The sequence below is a fragment of the Micrococcus sp. Mcc28 genome (assembly GCF_024519775.1).
Classification (GTDB): Bacteria; Actinomycetota; Actinomycetes; order Actinomycetales; family Micrococcaceae; genus Micrococcus; species Micrococcus luteus.
In genome coordinates this window covers 1-16582 of record NZ_JALJRH010000002.1, presented here as the reverse complement: position 1 = coordinate 16582, position 16582 = coordinate 1, and the positions used below count along the sequence as shown (strand labels likewise).

Below are 16582 nucleotides of genomic sequence, written 5' to 3'. Positions count from 1 at the left end.
CCTCCACCGTCTACGCCGTCGGCCTGGGCGCCATGACACCCGCGCTCGCGGTGGCGGCGCTGGCCCTCGGCCTGGACGCGGCGCGGGCGGCTGCCGTCGTGCTGCTGGTGGGGCTCGGCTCGCTCGTGGCCAACGGGCCGGCCTCGGCGCTCGCGGCCCGGGCGGGGGAGCGGGTCACCATGGTCGTCTCCGCCGGGCTCGGCACGGTCGGCGCGGGTCTGGCCTGGGCGACGACGGCCGGGGTGTCCTCCGGGCCGTCGGCGGCGGGGGTGGCCGAACCGGGGCGGTTGGCGCTGTTCCTGGCCGCGGTGCTCGCCGTGGGCATGGCCGGGGCCGGGTTCAACCTGGCCCGCCAGGCGTACCTGGCGGTGGCGGTGCCGGCCACGCACCGGGCCCGCGCGATGTCCACGCTCGGCGGGACCGTGCGGATCGGGACGTTCCTGGGCCCGTTCCTGGGTGCCGCCGCGCAGGCCCCGCTCGGGCTGGACGGCGCGTTCGCCGCGGCCGCCGCGGCCATGGCCGTCGGCGCCCTGCTGTGCCTGCGGATCCGGGATCTGCCGGTGCCGGCGTCCGATCCGGCGGCGGGGGAGGAGCCCGGCCCGGCCGGTCGACCCCGGCTGCTGGACGTGGCGCGCGCCCGGCGCGGGGCGTTGCTCACGGCCGGCTTCGGTGTCGTGGCCGTCTCCGCCGCCCGCGCGGCGCGCAACGCCGTCATCCCGCTGTGGGCCACGCACCTGGGCCTGGACGCGGCGACGGCGTCGCTCGTCTTCGGCCTGGCCGGCGCGGCGGACCTGCTGCTCTTCTACCCCTCGGGTCGGCTCATGGACCGCTTCGGCCGGCGCGCTGTGGCGGTGCCGTGCCTGACCCTGCTGGGGGCGGGGTTCCTGGCGATCAGCCTCACCCGGGAGCCGACGGCGTTCGCGGCGGCGGCGGTGCTGCTGGGCATCGGCAACGGCTTCGGCGCGGGGATCGTGATGACCCTCGGGGCGGACCACTCGCCGCCGAACGCGCGCGCCCCGTTCCTCGGCCTGTGGCGCTCGATGTCCGACGCGGGGATGCTGGCCGGGCCGCTGCTGCTCTCCGGGGCGACCGCCGCGGCCGGGCTGGCCGTCGGCGTCGGCTCCCTCGCGGTCGTCTGCGGTGTCGGAGCGGTCGTGTTCGCCGCGGTGCTGCCGCGCGGGCCGGGGGCCGTGGCGGACCCGCCGCCCGTCGTCGTGCGCCCCCGCTGACCGGGGCGCCGGACCGTCGGCTCAGTCGGCGGTCTCGTCCGGGGGGATGGTCTGCCCGGAGGCCTGGTCGTCGAAGACCATGTACGTCTGCGTGTCGACGACGCTCGGCAGGGTCTGCAGTTCGTCGAAGATCACACGGCGCAGGTCGGCGGTGTCCCGCGCGCGGACCAGCAGGATCACGTCCATGTTCCCGCCCACGAGGGAGACGTGGGAGACCTCGGGGATGGCCAGGAGCGTGGCGCGCAGCTCTCGCCAGTCGTGCTGACGCAGCTTCATGGTCACGTGGGCGGAGGCCCCGAAGCCGACCTTGACGGGGTCGACCCGCACGGTGAAGCCTGTGATCACGCCCGCGTCCTGCAGGCGGTTCAGGCGCGAGTAGCAGTGCGCGCGGGAGATGTGCACGCGCTCGGCCAGGGCCGCGACGGACATCCGCCCGTCCTGCGTCAGTTCGCGGACGATCGCGCGGTCCACGCGGTCCACGCGGTCCAGCGGCTCGGCGGCCATGGCTCCTCCTGGGGCGGGCGGACGGGTCGGCCACGCGGCGGCGGACCGTCTACGTGGCACGAGTCACCATAGCAGTTCGTCTGATGGAGTGCCTGGTTTGCATTCGATTGTCTCGTGATCCCGGGCGGGCGAGCGACACATTGACCCTCTTGGGCACACTGAAGGCCACAGATCGAGAGGACCCGCCATGAGTGACCCCACCCCCGCCGTGCCCGGGGCCGCCCGGACCGACGAGGCCGAGACCCGCCCGAACGCCGGCGCCGCCTTCGGCATCTCCCTCGAGGAGTACCTGCTCCCCGCCGCCCGCCGCATCCAGCTGATCGGCGAGGACGGCACGCTGCTGGCCCCGGAGGAGCAGGGCACCGAGCCCGGCCACGAGTATCCCCTGCCCTCCGACGAGGAGCTGCTGGCCGCCTACCGCCACCTCGTCATCGGCCGCCGCGTCAACGACCAGGCCTACGCCCTGGTGCGCCAGGGCCGCATGGCCGTCTATCCGTCCTCGCACGGCCAGGAGGCCTCCGAGGTCGCCGCCGCCGTCTGCCTGGGCGAGCACGACTGGCTGTTCCCGACCTACCGCGACACCGTGGCCGTGATCGCCCGCGGCGTCCCGCCGCTCGAGGTGATGGTGGCCTACCAGGGCACCTGGCATCAGGGCTACGACCCCCAGAAGCACCACGTCTCCATCCAGTCCACGCCCCTGACCACCCAGATGCTGCACGCCGTCGGGATGGCCAAGGCCGCCCGCCTGCGCGGCGAGGAGGTCGTGTGCCTGGCCATGGTCGGCGACGGCGGCACCTCCGAGGGCGACTTCCACGAGGCGCTGAACTTCGCGGCCGTGTTCAAGCTGCCGGTGATCTTCTTCGTGCAGAACAACAAGTTCGCCATCTCCGTGCCGTTCGCCAAGCAGTCGGCCGCCCCGTCCCTGGCCCACAAGGCCGTGGGCTACGGCCTGGCCGGCGAGCGCGTGGACGGCAACGACCTCGGCGCCCTGCTGGCCGTGCTGGGCCGCGCCGTGGAGCTGTGCCGGCAGGGACAGGGCCCCTTCCTCGTGGAGGCGGACACCTACCGCATGCAGGCGCACACCAACACGGACGACCCCTCGCGCTACCGCGACGACGCCGAGGTGAAGGAGTGGGAGGCGCGCGACCCGCTGCGCCGCATGACCGCCTACCTCGAGTCCACCGGCGCCCTCACCGAGGAGGTCTCGGCCCAGATCGCCCGCGACGCGGAGGACGTCGCGCAGCAGCTGCGCGACGCCATGAACGCCGAGACGGAGCTCGATCCGCTCGAGCTGTTCGACCACGTCTACTCCGTGCAGACCCCGCAGCTCGCCGCCCAGCGCGCGCAGCTGGCCGAGGAGCTGTCCCGTTCCGAGAACCAGGAGGCCTGAGCATGGCGACCCTGACCTTCGCCGCCGCGCTCAACGCGGCGCTGGCCGACGAGATGGCCGCCGACGACATGGTGGTGGTGTTCGGCGAGGACGTCGGCACCCTCGGCGGCGTCTTCCGCATCACGGACGGGCTGACCGCGCGCTTCGGCGAGGAGCGCTGCTTCGACACCCCGCTGGCCGAGTCCGGCATCGCGGGCATGGCCGTGGGCATGGCCCTCGGCGGCGCCCGCCCCGTGATCGAGATGCAGTTCGACGCGTTCGCGTACCCGGCCTTCGAGCAGATCGCCTCGCACGTGGCCAAGATGCGCAACCGCACCAAGGGCGCCACGCCCATGCCGATCACCCTCCGCATCCCCTACGGCGGCGGCATCGGCGGCGTGGAGCACCACTGCGACTCCTCCGAGTCCTACTACGCGCACACCCCGGGCCTGAAGGTGTACACCCCGGCCTCGGTGAAGGACGCGTACATGATGCTGCGCTCGGCCATCCGCCTGGACGACCCGGTGGTCTTCATGGAGCCCAAGAAGATGTACTGGACCAAGGCCGAGCTCGACCTCGACCAGCTGCGCGCCGAGTTCGAGGAGGGCTGGGCCCGCGTCGAGGACAAGAAGGAGCACGGCGAGGCCTGGGCGCGCGCCGCCGTCGTCCGCGAGGGCACGGACGTCACCCTCGTCTCCTACGGCCCCTCCGTGCCCACCTGCCTCGCCGCCGCCCACGCGGCCGCGGAGGAGGGGCTCTCGGTGGAGGTCGTGGACCTGCGCACCGTGAACCCGCTGGACGAGGACACGATGACCGCCTCGGTCGCCAAGACCGGCCGCGCCGTCGTCGTCGCCGAGCCGCAGGGCTTCGCGTCCGTGGCCTCCGAGCTGGTGGCCCGGATCCAGCAGCGCTGCTTCCACTCGCTGGCGGCGCCCGTGGGCCGCGTGACCGGCTTCGACATCCCGTTCCCCGCGCCGAAGCTCGAGGAGCACCACCTGCCGAACATCGACCGCATCCTGGACGCGATCGACGACCTGAACTGGGACCTGGACGCCGAGGAGGCCCGCGCATGAGCAACACCTTCCTGCTGCCCGACCTGGGCGAAGGCCTGACCGAGGCCGACATCGTCCGCTGGCTCGTCGCCGAGGGCGACACCGTGGCCGTCGACCAGCCCATGGTCGAGGTCGAGACCGCCAAGGCCCTCGTCGAGGTGCCGAGCCCGTACGCCGGCACCGTGCTGACCCTGCACGGCGCCGAGGGCGAGACGATGGACGTCGGCAGCCCGCTGATCACCGTCGGCGAGGCCGGCGAGTCCGGTGAGGGCTCCGCGCCCGTCGCCGGCACCGATGCCCAGGCCGTCCCGCCTTCGACCGGTGCGGCCGCGGCCGAGGCCGCCCGCCCCGGCGCGCTGAGCTACCGCGAGGAGGAGATGGCCGGGGTCCAGCCGAAGCCGGACAAGGCCCGCGGCGGCGACGGCGACGTCGCCGGCTCCGACGACGAGGCCTCCGGCGCCGTGCTCATCGGCTACGGCACCTCCGGCCACAGGGCCACCTCCCGCAGCCGTCCGTCCAAGCGCGGCCGCGGCGCCGCCCGCCCGACACCGGCCCCCACGGCCGAGGCCGGCGCCCCGCGCGTGACCTCCCCGATCGTCCGCAAGCTCGCCCGCGAGAAGGGCGTGGACGTGGCCGCGCTGACCGGCACGGGCCCGGACGGCCTGATCACCCGCGCCGACGTGCTCGCCGCGGCCGAGGGCTCCACCCCGCAGACCGCCCCGACCCCGGCCCCGTCGGCCGCGGCCGCCGCGCAGGCGGGCGCCGTGGACGGGCGGACCGGCCTGGCCGTCGTCGCCCGCACCCCGATCTCGGGGGTGCGCAAGGTGATCGCGGACCAGCTCTCCCGCTCGCGCCGCGAGGTCCCGGAGGTCACGGCGTGGCTGGACGTGGACGTCACCGCCCTGCTCGAGCTGCGGGTCGCGCTCAAGGCGAAGGACCCGGAGAACGCGCCCTCGCTGCTCGGCCTGATCGCCCGCTTCACCCTGGCCGGCCTGCGCCGGTACCCGGTGATGAACGCGCGCATCGAGGCCGGGGCGGACGGCAAGGACGAGATCGTGGAGGTCGACGGCGTCCACCTCGGCCTGGCCGTGCAGACCGACCGCGGCCTCATGGTGCCCTCCGTCGAGCACGCGGAGAAGCTGTCCGCGGACGAGCTCACCGCCGCGATCAACGACACCGTCAGCCGTGCCCGCGCGGGCAGGGCCGCCCCGGCCGAGCTCACCCGCGGCACGTTCACGCTGAACAACTACGGCCCGCTGGGCACGGACGGCGCCACGCCGATCATCAACGTGCCCGAGGTCGGGATGCTCGGCATCGGCCGGATCATCGACCGCCCGTGGGTCGTGGACGGGGAGATCGTGGTCCGCAAGGTCACCGAGATGACCGTGACCTTCGACCACCGCGTCACCGACGGCGCCACCGCGAGCGCGTTCCTCACGTTCGTGGCGGACTGCCTCCACGATCCGACGGCGGCCCTCGCCCGGATCTGATCCGGACGATCCCGGCCCGCCCCCGGCCCCTGACGAGCCCTGCGATGTGGCGGCCATTCCTCGCGGATGGCCGCCACATCGCAGGGCTCGTCGTCTGGTGGGGGTGCGGCGAGCGTGCGGGGAGGGGCGGTCAGTCGGCGCGGCCGCGGCGGAAGGCCGTGCCGAGCGCACCCCACAGCAGGACCGCGGGGGAGGCGCTGAGCAGGATCCCGGCCGGCTCGGCCGCCGGGTGGGGGCCGGCGCCGCTGGTCGCGGGGGTGTCGAGGGTGAGGGCCAGCAGCGTCAGCCCGACCGCCAGGCCCGCGACGCCCAGGGACCAGAGCGTGGCCTCCACGCCGCGGGCGCCGCGCGGTGCGGGCCGGGGTGCGCCGTCGTACCGGACGAACGGCACGGCGAGCAGCCCCCAGGCGGCGGACACGAGCGCTGCGGCGGCCATGTCCGACGGCCGGTGCCAGGCCTCCGTGTAGGCGACGGCGCCGGTGCAGGCGCTGACCACGGCGCCGAGGACGGTGGTGAGCGGTCGCCACCGGGCGGGCACGAGCAGCAGCGCGGCCACCGCGGCGCCCGTCGCGAGCGTCATGTGGCCCGAGGGCAGTGAGTTGCCGCCGGACCACGGGACCCCGTCGGCGTGCTCGGGCCGCGGAAGCGCCGCCTTGAGCAGCTGCGTGGTGAGGTTGGACCCGGCCAGCACGAGGAGGGCGAGCAGCCCCCGCCGCCGCCACCGGGCCACGGCGAGCGCGCCGAGCGAGGCCAGCGCCATGCCGACCGCCAGTCCGAGCGGCAGGATCCGCACCACCTGGGAGGCCACGTCCGGCACGGTGTCCCCGTAGCGCTCCTCGACGGCGCGGAACACCTGGTACTCGAGCACCTGGCCGGCGGAGGACCACACCAGGGCGGCGTAGACCAGCACGACGCCGGCCACGCACGCGGCCAGCGCCAGCCACCACGTCCACGAGGGGAGGCGGCGGGGGGCGCGGGCGGTGGGGGGCATGGGTTCCATTGTGTCGGACGCGCAGCCGTCATGCAGGCTTCATCGGACGGTCACGCCCCCGTCGCCGCCCCGTCCTCCGCGCCTCTGAGCCGCCTGCCTAGCCTGGGGCCATGACCCGCGTGCCCCCCGCCCACGGACATCGCCCGGCCCTCCGCGACTCCACCGGCTCGGCCCCCGGCCCGGGTGCCGAGCCGGGCGCCCGGCCCCGTCTCTCGGCCGAGGACCTGCTGGCCGCCCGGGACGCCCTGGCCCCGTTCGGCCGGCTGAGCCGGCAGGAGCCCATCGAGTGGGCCGCCGAGGAGCCCCTCGCCCCGGACCTGGCCGACTTCTACCGCTACGTGGGGCCGGAGTGGCTGGAGATCGACACCCTCGGCCTGCCCGTGATGTTCTTCCCACTGGACCGCCTGTGGGACGAGCAGGCCGGCTACCGGTGGAACCACCGCACCGGTGCGCTGCTGGTGGACTGGAACGAGGACTGGACGGTGGTGGCCAAGCAGGGCGCCGACCCGTTCATCCACGCGGCCTCCACCGGCCAGGTGCTCATGGCCCCGGGAGACGAGGGCTGGGAGGACCGCCTGGACGAGCCGCGACCGGTCTTCGGGGACCTCACGGAGATGACCCGCGCGCTCGCGGCCGTGGGCACGGCGTGGGCGCGCTTCGACGACCCGTTCACCGCCGACTGGCACCTCACCGAGGAGGTGACGGCCGCCGTCGTCGCCGGCCTGGAGGGGGCGCTCGGCGCCCACGACCGCGCCGTGGACCTGGCCCGTGCCCTCGGCTACCTCCGCGCCGTCTGAGCGTCGGCGCCGACACAGACAGTCCCACCCCGCGGCGCCCGTCGGAACGGGAGCCGAGCGCCCTTTCTACACTGGCCGCATGAGCACCGCCCCCGCCCTGCCCCCGCTGCCCGGCGCGCCGGGCGGTCCCGCCCTGCCGAGCGTCGAGGAGCTGCTGGCCGACGCCGTCGCGGTCGCCGTGCCGATGCGCGTGCGGTTCCGCGGCACGGACCTCCGCCACGCCCTGCTGCTGCGCGGCCCGGCGGGCTGGGCCGAGTTCTCCCCGTTCCCGGAGTACGGTCCGCACGAGTGCGCCGCGTGGCTGGCCGCCGCGATCGAGACCGGCTGGCAGGGCTGGCCCGCCCCGGTCCGCGAGACGGTCCCCGTCAACGCCACCGTGCCCGCGGTGGACGCGGACGACGTCGAGGCCGTCCTGGCCCGCTACGGCGACGGCATCACCGCGGTCAAGGTCAAGGTGGCCGAGCACGGACCCGAGGGCGGTCTCGTCCCCGGCGGCCGCGGGGCCGACCTGGCCCGCGTGCGGCGGGTGCGCGCGCTGCTGCCCCACGCGCAGGTCCGCGTCGACGCCAACGCCGGCTGGACGCCCGCCGAGGCCGTGGACGTGCTCACCGAGCTGGCCGACGTCGGCCTCGAGTACGCCGAGCAGCCCGTGCCCGGCATCACCGACCTCGCGGAGGTCCGCGCGGAGCTGCGCGCTCGGGGCGTGGCCACCCCGATCGCCGCGGACGAGGCGGTCCGCAAGGCCGAGGACCCGCTCGCCGTCGCGGCCGCCGGGGCCGCGGACCTGATCGTGGTGAAGGTCCAGCCGCTCGGGGGCGTGCGCCGCGCCGCGGCGATCGTGGCGGCCGCGGGGCTGCCCGCGGTGGTCTCCTCCGCGCTGGACACCTCCGTGGGCATCGCCGGCGGCGCCGCGCTCGCCGCCTGCCTGCCGTCCCTGCCGCACGCGTGCGGGCTCGGCACCGCGGCCCTCTTCGAGCACGACGTCGTCGCCCCGGCCTGGCGCCCGCGCGCGGGGGCCCTCCCGGCACCGGGGGAGCGGGCACCCGCCCCCGACCCGGAGCTGCTCGACCGCATCCGGGCGGACGGGACGCGGCAGGCGTGGTGGGCCGACCGCCTGCGCGCGGCCCACGCGGTGCTGGCCGCGCAGGGCTGACGAGCCCGCCCGGTCCCCGTCGACGCGGGGCATGTGAGCCGGATTACAGCATGTCGACGGGGCGAAATCCGGCGGCCGGGAAGAGTTCAACTCGCGGCCACCTGGGCGTGGCTCGCCGCTCGGAGCGAGGGGCCAAGGTGATGGCGGCCCCGGCCGGTCTCACCCCGGGGTCGTCTCCGGCCCGGCACCGGACCCCGGACCATCCCCACGACGCGAAGGACCCCGTCATGCTGAAGCGCCTCCTCCCCATGGCCGGCCACACCCGTGGCAACCGCTCCGCCGTCACGTGCGAGCTCAAGTGCGGCAACGCGTGCGCCCACCCGGTGCCCAACACCTCGGCGAACCCGACCTTCCAGCAGATCGCGGAGACCGCCATCTCGCGCCGCTCCGCCCTGGTCGGCGGCACCGGTCTCGCCGCCGCCGTCGTCATCGGCTCCCAGGTGGCCCAGGCCCCCGAGGCGCTCGCGGACAACGGCCGGCGCCCGACCGGCGGCGGCAAGCTCCCCTTCGAGCCCATCGCGCCGGTGAGCCGCACCGTGGACACCATGACCGTGCCGGAGGGCTACGACTGGGGCACCGTGATCCGCTGGGGCGACCCGCTGTTCGCCGACTCCCCGGAGTTCGACATCGAGCACCAGACCGGTGCGTCGCAGGCCGCCCAGTTCGGCTACAACAACGACTACCTGAACATCATCACCGACGGCGGCAACGACCGCTCCGGCTACCTCGTCTCCAACCACGAGTACACCAACGAGAACATCATGTTCTCCCCGGAGTACATCGCCTCGAACTTCGAGGACGTCGTCAACGTCGGCCTCCAGGCCCACGGCCTGTCCATCGTGGACCTCAAGCGCGCCAAGCGCGGCGCCCCGTGGGAGTACGTCCGCGGCGGCCGCCGCAACCGCCGCATCACCGGCACCACCGAGTTCGAGGTCCGCGGCCCGGCCGCCGGCCACGCGCTGCTCAAGACCGTCGAGGACCCGACCGGCACCCGCGTGCTGGGCACCCTGAACAACTGCGCCGGCGGCACCACCCCGTGGGGCACCGTGCTCTCCGGCGAGGAGAACTTCAACCAGTACTTCAAGGGCCGCGGCACGGCCGAGGAGAAGCGCTACGGCATCTCCGCCGCCGCCACCAGCCGCGGCTGGGAGAAGGTCCACGACCGCTTCGACCTGACCAAGCCCGGCTACGAGAACGAGGCCAACCGCTTCGGCTGGGTCGTCGAGATCGACCCCGAGGACCCGACCTCCACGCCCGTGAAGCACACCCTCCTGGGCCGCTTCAAGCACGAGGCCGGCACCGCCGTGATCTCCCCGTCCGGCCACGCCGTGGTCTACTCCGGCGACGACGAGCGCCACGACTACCTGTACAAGTTCGTCTCCGCCGAGAAGGTCCGCGAGGGCGACAAGAAGCACAACATGCGCCTGATGGACAAGGGCACCCTCTACGTGGCCAAGTTCTCCGGCGACTCCCCGGCCGCCCAGATCGACGGCAGGGGCACCCTGCCCTCGGACGGCGCCTTCGACGGCTCCGGCGAGTGGATCGCCCTGGCCGACGAGAAGACGTCCTTCGTCCCGGGCATGTCCCTGGCCGAGGTCCTCGTCTACACCCGCCTCGCGGCAGACAAGATGGGCGCCACCAAGATGGACCGCCCGGAGGACGTCGAGACCAACCCGGTCACCGGCAAGGTCTACGCGGCCCTGACCAACAACACCAAGCGCACCGCCGTGGACGAGGCCAACCCGGTCATCGGCAACCGCGACGGCCACGTCATCGAGATCACCGAGCGGGGCGGGGATCACACCTCCACCACCTTCACCTGGGTCATCCTGCTGCTCGCCGGCGACCCGGCGGTCTCCTCCTCGGCCTACTTCGCCGGCTACCCGAAGGAGAAGGTCTCCCCGATCTCCTGCCCGGACAACCTGGCGTTCGACTCCGAGGGCAACCTCTGGATCTCCACCGACGGCCAGCCCGGCACCATCGGCTACGCCGACGCGCTGCACAAGGTCACCCTCGACGGCGCCGAGCGCGGCCGCGTCCAGCAGTTCCTCGCCGTCCCCCGCGACGCCGAGACCTGCGGCCCCGTGATCCACGACCGCGACAACTCCGTGTTCGTCAACGTCCAGCACCCGGGCGAGGACGGCACCTGGGGCGCGCACACCTCCTCCTTCCCGGACTTCCTGAGCCCGACCGGCCCGGTCCAGGTGGGCGACAAGGTCGCGGCCCCGCGTCCGTGCGTCGTCCAGGTGTTCAACGCCACCGGGAACAACGGCATCGGCAAGGGCGCCGGCAAGGAGAAGGGCAACAAGGGCAAGGGCAACGGCAACGGCAACGGCAAGGGCAACGGCAAGGGCAACGGCAACGGCAAGGGCCCGAAGGGCTGACCCCCGCCTCCGCGAGGACCCTCGACGAGGCCGTCACGGCCGGCGCCACCGCGTCACCGTGGCGGCCTCGCCGCGTCCGGGGCCCGTCCGCGCCCGGGCCTAGACTGGTGGCCACCATGACCTCCGTCGACTCCCTCTCCGTGGCACGCGCCGTCGCCACCGCCCTGATCGACGCCGGCATGCGGGACGCGGTGGTCTGCCCCGGCTCCCGCTCCGCCCCGCTGGCCTACGCGCTCGCGGCCCTCGAGCGCGCCGGCGAGGTCCGCCTGCACGTGCGGGTGGACGAGCGCTCGGCCGGCTTCCTCGCCCACGGGCTCTCGCTGGCCTCGGGGCGCCCGGTGGGCGTGCTGACCACCTCGGGCACCGCCGTCGGGAACCTGCTGCCCGCCCTGATGGAGTCCATCCACGCCGGCACGCGCGTGATCGCGCTGACCGCGGATCGTCCGCCCGAGCTGCACGGCACCGGCGCGAACCAGACCACGGACCAGAGGGGCGTGTTCGGCACGCACGTCCGCCATGCCGCCTCCCTCGGCTGCGACGCCGCCGACGGCGTGGATGCCGAGCAGCATCTGCGCCACGTGCGGGCCACCGTGCGCCGGGCCCTGCTGGCGGCCGAGGGGGTCGTCGCCGAGGCCGGTTCCGACGACGGCGCGCCCGGTCCGGTGACGATGGCAGAGGCCCCGGCCGGGCCGGTCCACCTGAACCTGCACTTCCGCGACCCGCTCGTGCCGAGTCCTGAGGAGGCGGCCGCCATGGGCGCCGCCGCGGCGCCGCACACCCCTGCTCCGGCCGTCGCCCCGACCGGCGCGAGCCCGGCCGCCGCCGCGTCGGCCTACCGGGCGCCCGGGGCGGTGCTCTCGGGGCTGCCCGAGCTGGACGTCGCCCGCCTGGACCAGCGGCGCACCGTCGTGCTGGCCTGCCACGGCGCCGGCCCCGTGGCCGCGGCCTTCGCGCTGTCCCTGGGCCTGCCCCTGCTGGCCGAGCCGTCGTCGAACGCGCGGTTCTCCGCCAACGCCATCGCCGCCTATCCGCTCCTGCTGGGCGCGGCCGGCGGGCGCGACGCGGACGCACACCCCCTTGCCGCCCGCATCGAACGGGTCGTGCTGTTCGGCCGGCCCACGCTCACCCGGACGGTCAACGCCCTGCTGGCCCGCCCCGACGTCGCCACGGCCCTGCACGCCCCCGAGCCCGCACCATGGTTCGAGCCGGGCCGGCGCCGGGAGACGCCCGTGGAGACCCTCGAGGAGCTCGCCGCCTTCGCCGGGCAGGGCGAGCCCGGCTGGCTCGCCGCGTGGCAGCACGCCTCGATGCGCGCCCAGGCCGCCGTGGAGGACGCGCTCGTCACCACCGACGCCGGCGACCGGCTCAGCCCGCAGACGGTGGCGCACGTGAGCGCCGCCATGGTCCGGGGTCCGCTCGTGCTGGGCTCGTCCTCGGTGATCCGGGACGTGGACCTGACCTGGCGGCCCCCCTCGGCGCCGGACGCGGAGGTGTACGCCAACCGCGGGCTCGCCGGGATCGACGGGACCGTCTCCACGGCCGCGGGCGTCGCACTGGCGCGCGGACGGCGGACCGTGGCCCTGCTCGGCGACCTCACCGCCCTGCACGAGGCGGGCGGCCTGCTCGTGGGCCCCACCGAGACCGAGCCGGACCTCGACCTCGTGGTCGTCAACGACGACGGCGGGGCGATCTTCGCGAGCCTCGAACACGGGGCCGTGGCCGAGGCGCCCGGCATGGCGGACCCCGTCGAACGGCTCTTCGGCACCCCGCACGGCGTGGACCTGGCCGCCCTGGCCGCCGCGTACGGCCTCCCGCACACGCGGGTCACCGACCGCGTCGACCTCGTCCGGGCCCTGTCCGACCCGGTGCGCGGCCGGCGTCTGCTCGAGGTCCGCTGCGACCGCGCCGACCGCCCGCGCGTCGCCGCCGCCCTGGCCGCGGCGGTGCGCGCCACGTTCCCGCCCGCGTGCCCCGTCCCGGACCCCGCGCCGGACGCCGGCCCGGCCCCCGCCCCGCCCACCGCCGAGCTCGCCGCCGAGGAGGCCCCCCAGTGACCGGCACGCCGACGTCGCCCGCGCCCGCCTCGACCCCCGCCGTCGTGCGCCGTGCCGACGTGCTGATCTCCGGCTGCGGCCCCGCCGGCGCCACCGCCGCCGCCCACCTCGCCGCGGCGGGGCTGGACGTGGTGGTGCTCGAGAAGACCGCGCACCCGCGTGAGAAGGTCTGCGGCGACGGCCTGACCCCGCAGGCGGTCCGGGAGCTGCAGCTGCTCGGCGTGCCCCACCGGGGTGAGCCCGGCGACGACGGCGGCTGGCGCGTCATCCGCGGCCTGCGGCTGCGCGCGGGCGAGCGCAGCGTGGACGTGCCGTGGGCGCCCACCCAGACGTGGCCGGACTACGCGCTCACGCGCACCCGACGCGATTTCGACGCCCTCCTGGCGGACCTGGCGCGCACCCGCGGCGCCGAGGTCCGCGAGCGGCACGCCGTCACCGGCGTCGTGCGGGACGAGGCCGGACGCGTGGTCGGGCTGGACGCGGAGCTGATCGCGCCGAACGGCCGCAAGACCGGGGAGACCGCCCGCTTCACCGCACCGATCGTGCTCGCGTGCGACGGCGTCTCCGCCCGCGCCGCCGTCTCCGCGGGCCTGCACCGCCGCGAGGACCGGCCCATGGGCGTGGCCGTGCGGGCCTACTACACCGCCGGCGCCGCCGTCGACGGGGCGATCCCCGCCCCGCCCGGCGACCGGGGGGAGTGGATGGAGTCCTGGCTGCGCCTGCCGGATGCCGAGGGCAACCCGCTGCCCGGCTACGGCTGGCTGTTCCCGCTCGCGGACGGCACCGTGAACGTGGGCCTGGGCATCCTGGACACCTCCCCGCAGTTCGGGAAGCTGGACTACCGCGGGCTGCTGAAGTCCTGGACCGAGGCGCTCACCGCGGACTGGGGGATCGCCGAGCAGACGTGCACCTCGCGGATCCTCGGCGCGGCCCTGCCGATGGCGTTCAACCGCACCCCGCAGCACGTGCCGGGCATGCTCCTGGTGGGCGACGCGGCCGGCATGGTGTCCCCGTTCAACGGCGAGGGCATCGGGTTCGCGATGGAGGCGGCCCGCCTCGCCGCGGAGCTGGCGGTGCAGGCGCACGCGGCCGGGACCGACGGCGCCGCGGACGCGATCCTGTCCCGTTACCCGGTGATCACCCAGCACCTGTGGGGCCGCCACTTCGCCCTCGGCGCCCGGTTCGCCCGCCTGATCGGCGATCCGCGCGTGATGAAGGCGGCGCTGGGCGCCGGGATGGCCGCACCCCCGCTGCTGCGGGCCGCGGTGAAGGTCATGGGCAACACGGTGGACGCGCGGGGCGGCGACGCCGTCGACCGGGCCGTCCGCGTGCTCGAGGCGCTCACCCCCGCGCTGACGACCGCGGGCGGCGCGCCGTTGGGTAGGCTTGCCCGGTGACCACCGCAGACCCCGGCTTCGCCCTGCCCTCCGGCTTCGAACCCCTCGCCGAGCATGGCCGTGTCCTGGAGGTCGTGCTGACCGCGCTCGAGCAGGTCGAGGAGCAGCTGGACAGCGCCCTCGGCTTCGACGACCTCTTCTCCGACACCGCCGCCCACCACCTGCTGGCCGCCGGCGGCAAGCGGGTCCGTCCGGTCCTGACGGTGCTCGCCTCCCTCCTGGGCGACCCCGCCCTGGCCTCCGGCGAGGTCGCCGACGTGGACGCGCCCGCCCGCCAGGCCGCCGTCGTGATGGAGCTGACGCACCTGGCCACGCTGTACCACGACGACGTGATGGACGAGGCCCCCGTGCGCCGCGGCGCCCCCGCCGCCCACCGACTGTGGGGAAACTCGGCGGCGATCCTGGCCGGCGACCTGATCTTCGCCCGCGCCTCCCAGCTCATGGCCGAGCTCGGCCCGCGGCCCGTGCAGATCCAGGCGGACACCTTCGAACGCCTCGTGCAGGGCCAGCTGTGGGAGACTCGCGGCCCGGCCGAGGGCGCGGATCCGATCGAGCACTACTACGCGGTGCTCTCCGGCAAGACCGGCTCGCTGATCGCCGCGGCGGGCATGCTCGGCGCGCTGCTGGGCGGGGCCGACGAGGCCGCCGTCCAGGTGATGCGCGCCTACGGCGAGAAGGTGGGCCTGGCCTTCCAGCTCGCCGACGACCTGATCGACCTCACCGGCGACGCCGAGCGGATCGGCAAGGTCCCCGGCACGGACCTGCGCGAGCGCGTGCCCACCCTGACCACGCTGCTGCTGGCCCGGGCGGCGCAGGGGGAGGGGCCGGAGGCGGAGGACGCCCGCCGGGTGCGCGCGCTCGTGGACGGGCCGCTCGACACCGACGAGCAGCTGGCCGCCGCCGTCGCCGCGCTCACGGGCCACCCCGCCATCGACGAGGCGTGGGCGATCACCCGCGGCTGGGCGGAGCAGGCCAAGCAGGCGCTCGCCCCGTTGCCGGACTCCGCCGTGAAGACGGCGCTCGAGGCGTTCGCCGACTACGTGGTGGGGCGCTCGGCCTGACGCCGCGGTCCGCGGCGTCACCGCCGTGATCCGGGGCGGCCGCTCAGTCCAGGCGGGTCGGGGCGGGGTCCAGCGCGGCCGCGAGCTCCCGGGCCTTGAGGGCGCGGACCTCCGGGGCCACCGGGTGGCGCAGCTGCCGGTAGAGCAGGTCCCCCTCGAAGCGCGGGAAGACGTGCAGGTGGTAGTGCCACACGTGCTGGTTGCCGGCGGGCTCGTTGTGCTGGCGCGTGGAGATTCCCTCCGGGGCCCACGCACGCTTCATGGCCAGCGCCACCTGCTGGGCCATCAGGGCGATGCGCTGCAGCACGCGCGGGGGCAGGTCGTAGAGGTTCTCGTAGTGCTCGGCCGGGCAGACCATGGCGTGTCCCTCGTGCTCGCCGAACCCGTCCACGGCGATGAGCACGAGCAGGTCCTCGTCCTGGTAGACGGTGTCCCCGAGCTCGCAACGGTTGCCCGGGTCGGAGACGTCGCCGGCTGCGAGCCCGCAGAACGGGCAGACGTAGCCGTCCGGGGCGTGGGAGACCGGGGCGGGCGCGGTCACCGGTCCGGCCCCTCGTCGTCGTCCTCGGGGTCCTCGAAGGTCCACGCGAGCAGGTCCGTCAGGAACTCGCTGAAGGTGCCGCCCTCGTCCTGCCACTCGCCCTCGGGCGCGTCGGCACCGGCGGAGCGCCGCCACACCAGCGGGTCCGGCAACGCCAGGTTGTCCACCGGCAGGCCCCACACGACCGTCTCGTCCGCATCCTCCAGGAACATGAGGAAGCCGTCCCGCACCTCGAGGTCCTCGGGGTCCCACACGTAGTGGTCCGTCTCCATGAGGTCGCCGCAGTTGCCCAGGGCGAGGTAGAACTCGCGGAGAGCAGCCGGGATCATGAGCCCGGCGCCGAGCTGCTCCGCCGCGGGGGACTGGGCCAGCCGGGCGTCGACGTCGGCGGGGGCGAGGCCGTCGTCCTCGGCCCAGGCGTCGCCCAGCAGGTCCGGGACGAGCCGCTGGAAGGCCGGGAGGTACACGGGGGCGGGGGGCTTGGCGGGCATGCCGCCAGTCTAGGTGTTGTGGGTCATGAGGTTCTTGCCACGAGGCGCCGGCTGAGATGAGACGAGTGG

At 75.2% G+C, this 16582-nt stretch carries 14 protein-coding genes; 10 read left to right on the top strand and 4 right to left on the bottom strand.

Annotated elements, in window-relative coordinates:
* The first annotated feature begins 32 nt into the window (after nt 1-32).
* Nucleotides 33-1229 (top strand): MFS transporter, encoded by a 1197-nt coding sequence (locus NR073_RS01045; protein WP_252411575.1) that lies wholly within the window; start codon nt 33-35, stop codon nt 1227-1229.
* Nucleotides 1230-1250: 21 nt separating this feature from the next.
* On the opposite strand, the gene NR073_RS01040 is transcribed toward NR073_RS01045, so the two are convergent.
* The gene (locus NR073_RS01040; RefSeq protein ID WP_134377261.1) at nt 1251-1733 is read right to left on the bottom strand and encodes an Lrp/AsnC family transcriptional regulator; all 483 of its coding nucleotides are present in this window, start codon (nt 1731-1733) and stop codon (nt 1251-1253) included.
* Between the two features lie 187 nt (nt 1734-1920).
* Between NR073_RS01040 and NR073_RS01035 the strand changes: the two genes are divergently transcribed.
* Genes NR073_RS01035 through NR073_RS01025 form a run of 3 tightly spaced genes read left to right on the top strand, consistent with a single transcriptional unit; the run spans nt 1921 to nt 5644 of the window.
* Nucleotides 1921-3123 carry a thiamine pyrophosphate-dependent enzyme gene (locus tag NR073_RS01035; RefSeq protein ID WP_036382945.1) on the top strand — a complete coding sequence of 401 codons (1203 nt, stop codon included), beginning with the start codon at nt 1921-1923 and terminating at the stop codon, nt 3121-3123.
* Between the two features lie 2 nt (nt 3124-3125).
* The gene (locus NR073_RS01030) at nt 3126-4175 is read left to right on the top strand and encodes an alpha-ketoacid dehydrogenase subunit beta (protein ID WP_060775670.1); all 1050 of its coding nucleotides are present in this window, start codon (nt 3126-3128) and stop codon (nt 4173-4175) included.
* Nucleotides 4172-5644: a dihydrolipoamide acetyltransferase family protein gene (locus tag NR073_RS01025; RefSeq protein WP_134377262.1), complete on the top strand. Its 1473-nt coding sequence runs from the start codon at nt 4172-4174 to the stop codon at nt 5642-5644. Before NR073_RS01030 ends, NR073_RS01025 begins: the two co-directional genes overlap by 4 nt.
* A gap of 130 nt (nt 5645-5774) precedes the next feature.
* Here NR073_RS01025 and NR073_RS01020 read toward each other — a convergent pair whose 3' ends face one another.
* Nucleotides 5775-6635 (bottom strand): phosphatase PAP2 family protein, encoded by an 861-nt coding sequence (locus NR073_RS01020; RefSeq protein ID WP_256748544.1) that lies wholly within the window; start codon nt 6633-6635, stop codon nt 5775-5777.
* Nucleotides 6636-6745: 110 nt separating this feature from the next.
* Between NR073_RS01020 and NR073_RS01015 the strand changes: the two genes are divergently transcribed.
* The 6 genes from NR073_RS01015 to NR073_RS00990 all read left to right on the top strand — a co-directional run bounded on the left by NR073_RS01015 (nt 6746) and on the right by NR073_RS00990 (nt 15481).
* Nucleotides 6746-7432: a hypothetical protein gene (locus tag NR073_RS01015; RefSeq protein WP_044658909.1), complete on the top strand. Its 687-nt coding sequence runs from the start codon at nt 6746-6748 to the stop codon at nt 7430-7432.
* A gap of 79 nt (nt 7433-7511) precedes the next feature.
* The gene (locus tag NR073_RS01010) at nt 7512-8585 is read left to right on the top strand and encodes an o-succinylbenzoate synthase (RefSeq protein ID WP_044658910.1); all 1074 of its coding nucleotides are present in this window, start codon (nt 7512-7514) and stop codon (nt 8583-8585) included.
* 227 nt (nt 8586-8812) lie between these two features.
* On the top strand, nt 8813-10969 hold the full coding sequence (locus NR073_RS01005; protein ID WP_170721456.1) for a PhoX family phosphatase: 2157 nt from the start codon (nt 8813-8815) through the stop codon (nt 10967-10969).
* A 116-nt stretch (nt 10970-11085) separates the two neighbouring features.
* On the top strand, nt 11086-13023 hold the full coding sequence (menD, locus tag NR073_RS01000) for a 2-succinyl-5-enolpyruvyl-6-hydroxy-3-cyclohexene-1-carboxylic-acid synthase (RefSeq protein WP_041104939.1): 1938 nt from the start codon (nt 11086-11088) through the stop codon (nt 13021-13023).
* Nucleotides 13020-14420: a geranylgeranyl reductase family protein gene (locus NR073_RS00995; protein WP_101967399.1), complete on the top strand. Its 1401-nt coding sequence runs from the start codon at nt 13020-13022 to the stop codon at nt 14418-14420. Before menD ends, NR073_RS00995 begins: the two co-directional genes overlap by 4 nt.
* Nucleotides 14417-15481 carry a polyprenyl synthetase family protein gene (locus tag NR073_RS00990; RefSeq protein ID WP_101967400.1) on the top strand — a complete coding sequence of 355 codons (1065 nt, stop codon included), beginning with the start codon at nt 14417-14419 and terminating at the stop codon, nt 15479-15481. The genes NR073_RS00995 and NR073_RS00990 overlap by 4 nt, the downstream gene beginning before the upstream one ends.
* 43 nt (nt 15482-15524) lie before the next feature.
* On the opposite strand, the gene NR073_RS00985 is transcribed toward NR073_RS00990, so the two are convergent.
* Nucleotides 15525-16022 (bottom strand): HIT family protein, encoded by a 498-nt coding sequence (locus NR073_RS00985; RefSeq protein ID WP_036318075.1) that lies wholly within the window; start codon nt 16020-16022, stop codon nt 15525-15527.
* On the bottom strand, nt 16019-16513 hold the full coding sequence (locus NR073_RS00980; protein WP_041104945.1) for a hypothetical protein: 495 nt from the start codon (nt 16511-16513) through the stop codon (nt 16019-16021). The genes NR073_RS00985 and NR073_RS00980 overlap by 4 nt, the downstream gene beginning before the upstream one ends.
* Nucleotides 16514-16582 lie beyond the last annotated feature (69 nt).

What these genes read in the sequence shown, in the direction of transcription:
- NR073_RS01045 (WP_252411575.1), top strand. Translation starts at nt 33, where the DNA reads ATGACACCCGCGCTCGCGGTGGCGGCGCTGGCCCTCGGCCTGGACGCG.
- NR073_RS01040 (WP_134377261.1), bottom strand. Translation starts at nt 1,733, where the DNA reads ATGGCCGCCGAGCCGCTGGACCGCGTGGACCGCGTGGACCGCGCGATC.
- NR073_RS01035 (WP_036382945.1), top strand. Translation starts at nt 1,921, where the DNA reads ATGAGTGACCCCACCCCCGCCGTGCCCGGGGCCGCCCGGACCGACGAG.
- NR073_RS01030 (WP_060775670.1), top strand. Translation starts at nt 3,126, where the DNA reads ATGGCGACCCTGACCTTCGCCGCCGCGCTCAACGCGGCGCTGGCCGAC.
- NR073_RS01025 (WP_134377262.1), top strand. Translation starts at nt 4,172, where the DNA reads ATGAGCAACACCTTCCTGCTGCCCGACCTGGGCGAAGGCCTGACCGAG.
- NR073_RS01020 (WP_256748544.1), bottom strand. Translation starts at nt 6,635, where the DNA reads ATGCCCCCCACCGCCCGCGCCCCCCGCCGCCTCCCCTCGTGGACGTGG.
- NR073_RS01015 (WP_044658909.1), top strand. Translation starts at nt 6,746, where the DNA reads ATGACCCGCGTGCCCCCCGCCCACGGACATCGCCCGGCCCTCCGCGAC.
- NR073_RS01010 (WP_044658910.1), top strand. Translation starts at nt 7,512, where the DNA reads ATGAGCACCGCCCCCGCCCTGCCCCCGCTGCCCGGCGCGCCGGGCGGT.
- NR073_RS01005 (WP_170721456.1), top strand. Translation starts at nt 8,813, where the DNA reads ATGCTGAAGCGCCTCCTCCCCATGGCCGGCCACACCCGTGGCAACCGC.
- menD (WP_041104939.1), top strand. Translation starts at nt 11,086, where the DNA reads ATGACCTCCGTCGACTCCCTCTCCGTGGCACGCGCCGTCGCCACCGCC.
- NR073_RS00980 (WP_041104945.1), bottom strand. Translation starts at nt 16,513, where the DNA reads ATGCCCGCCAAGCCCCCCGCCCCCGTGTACCTCCCGGCCTTCCAGCGG.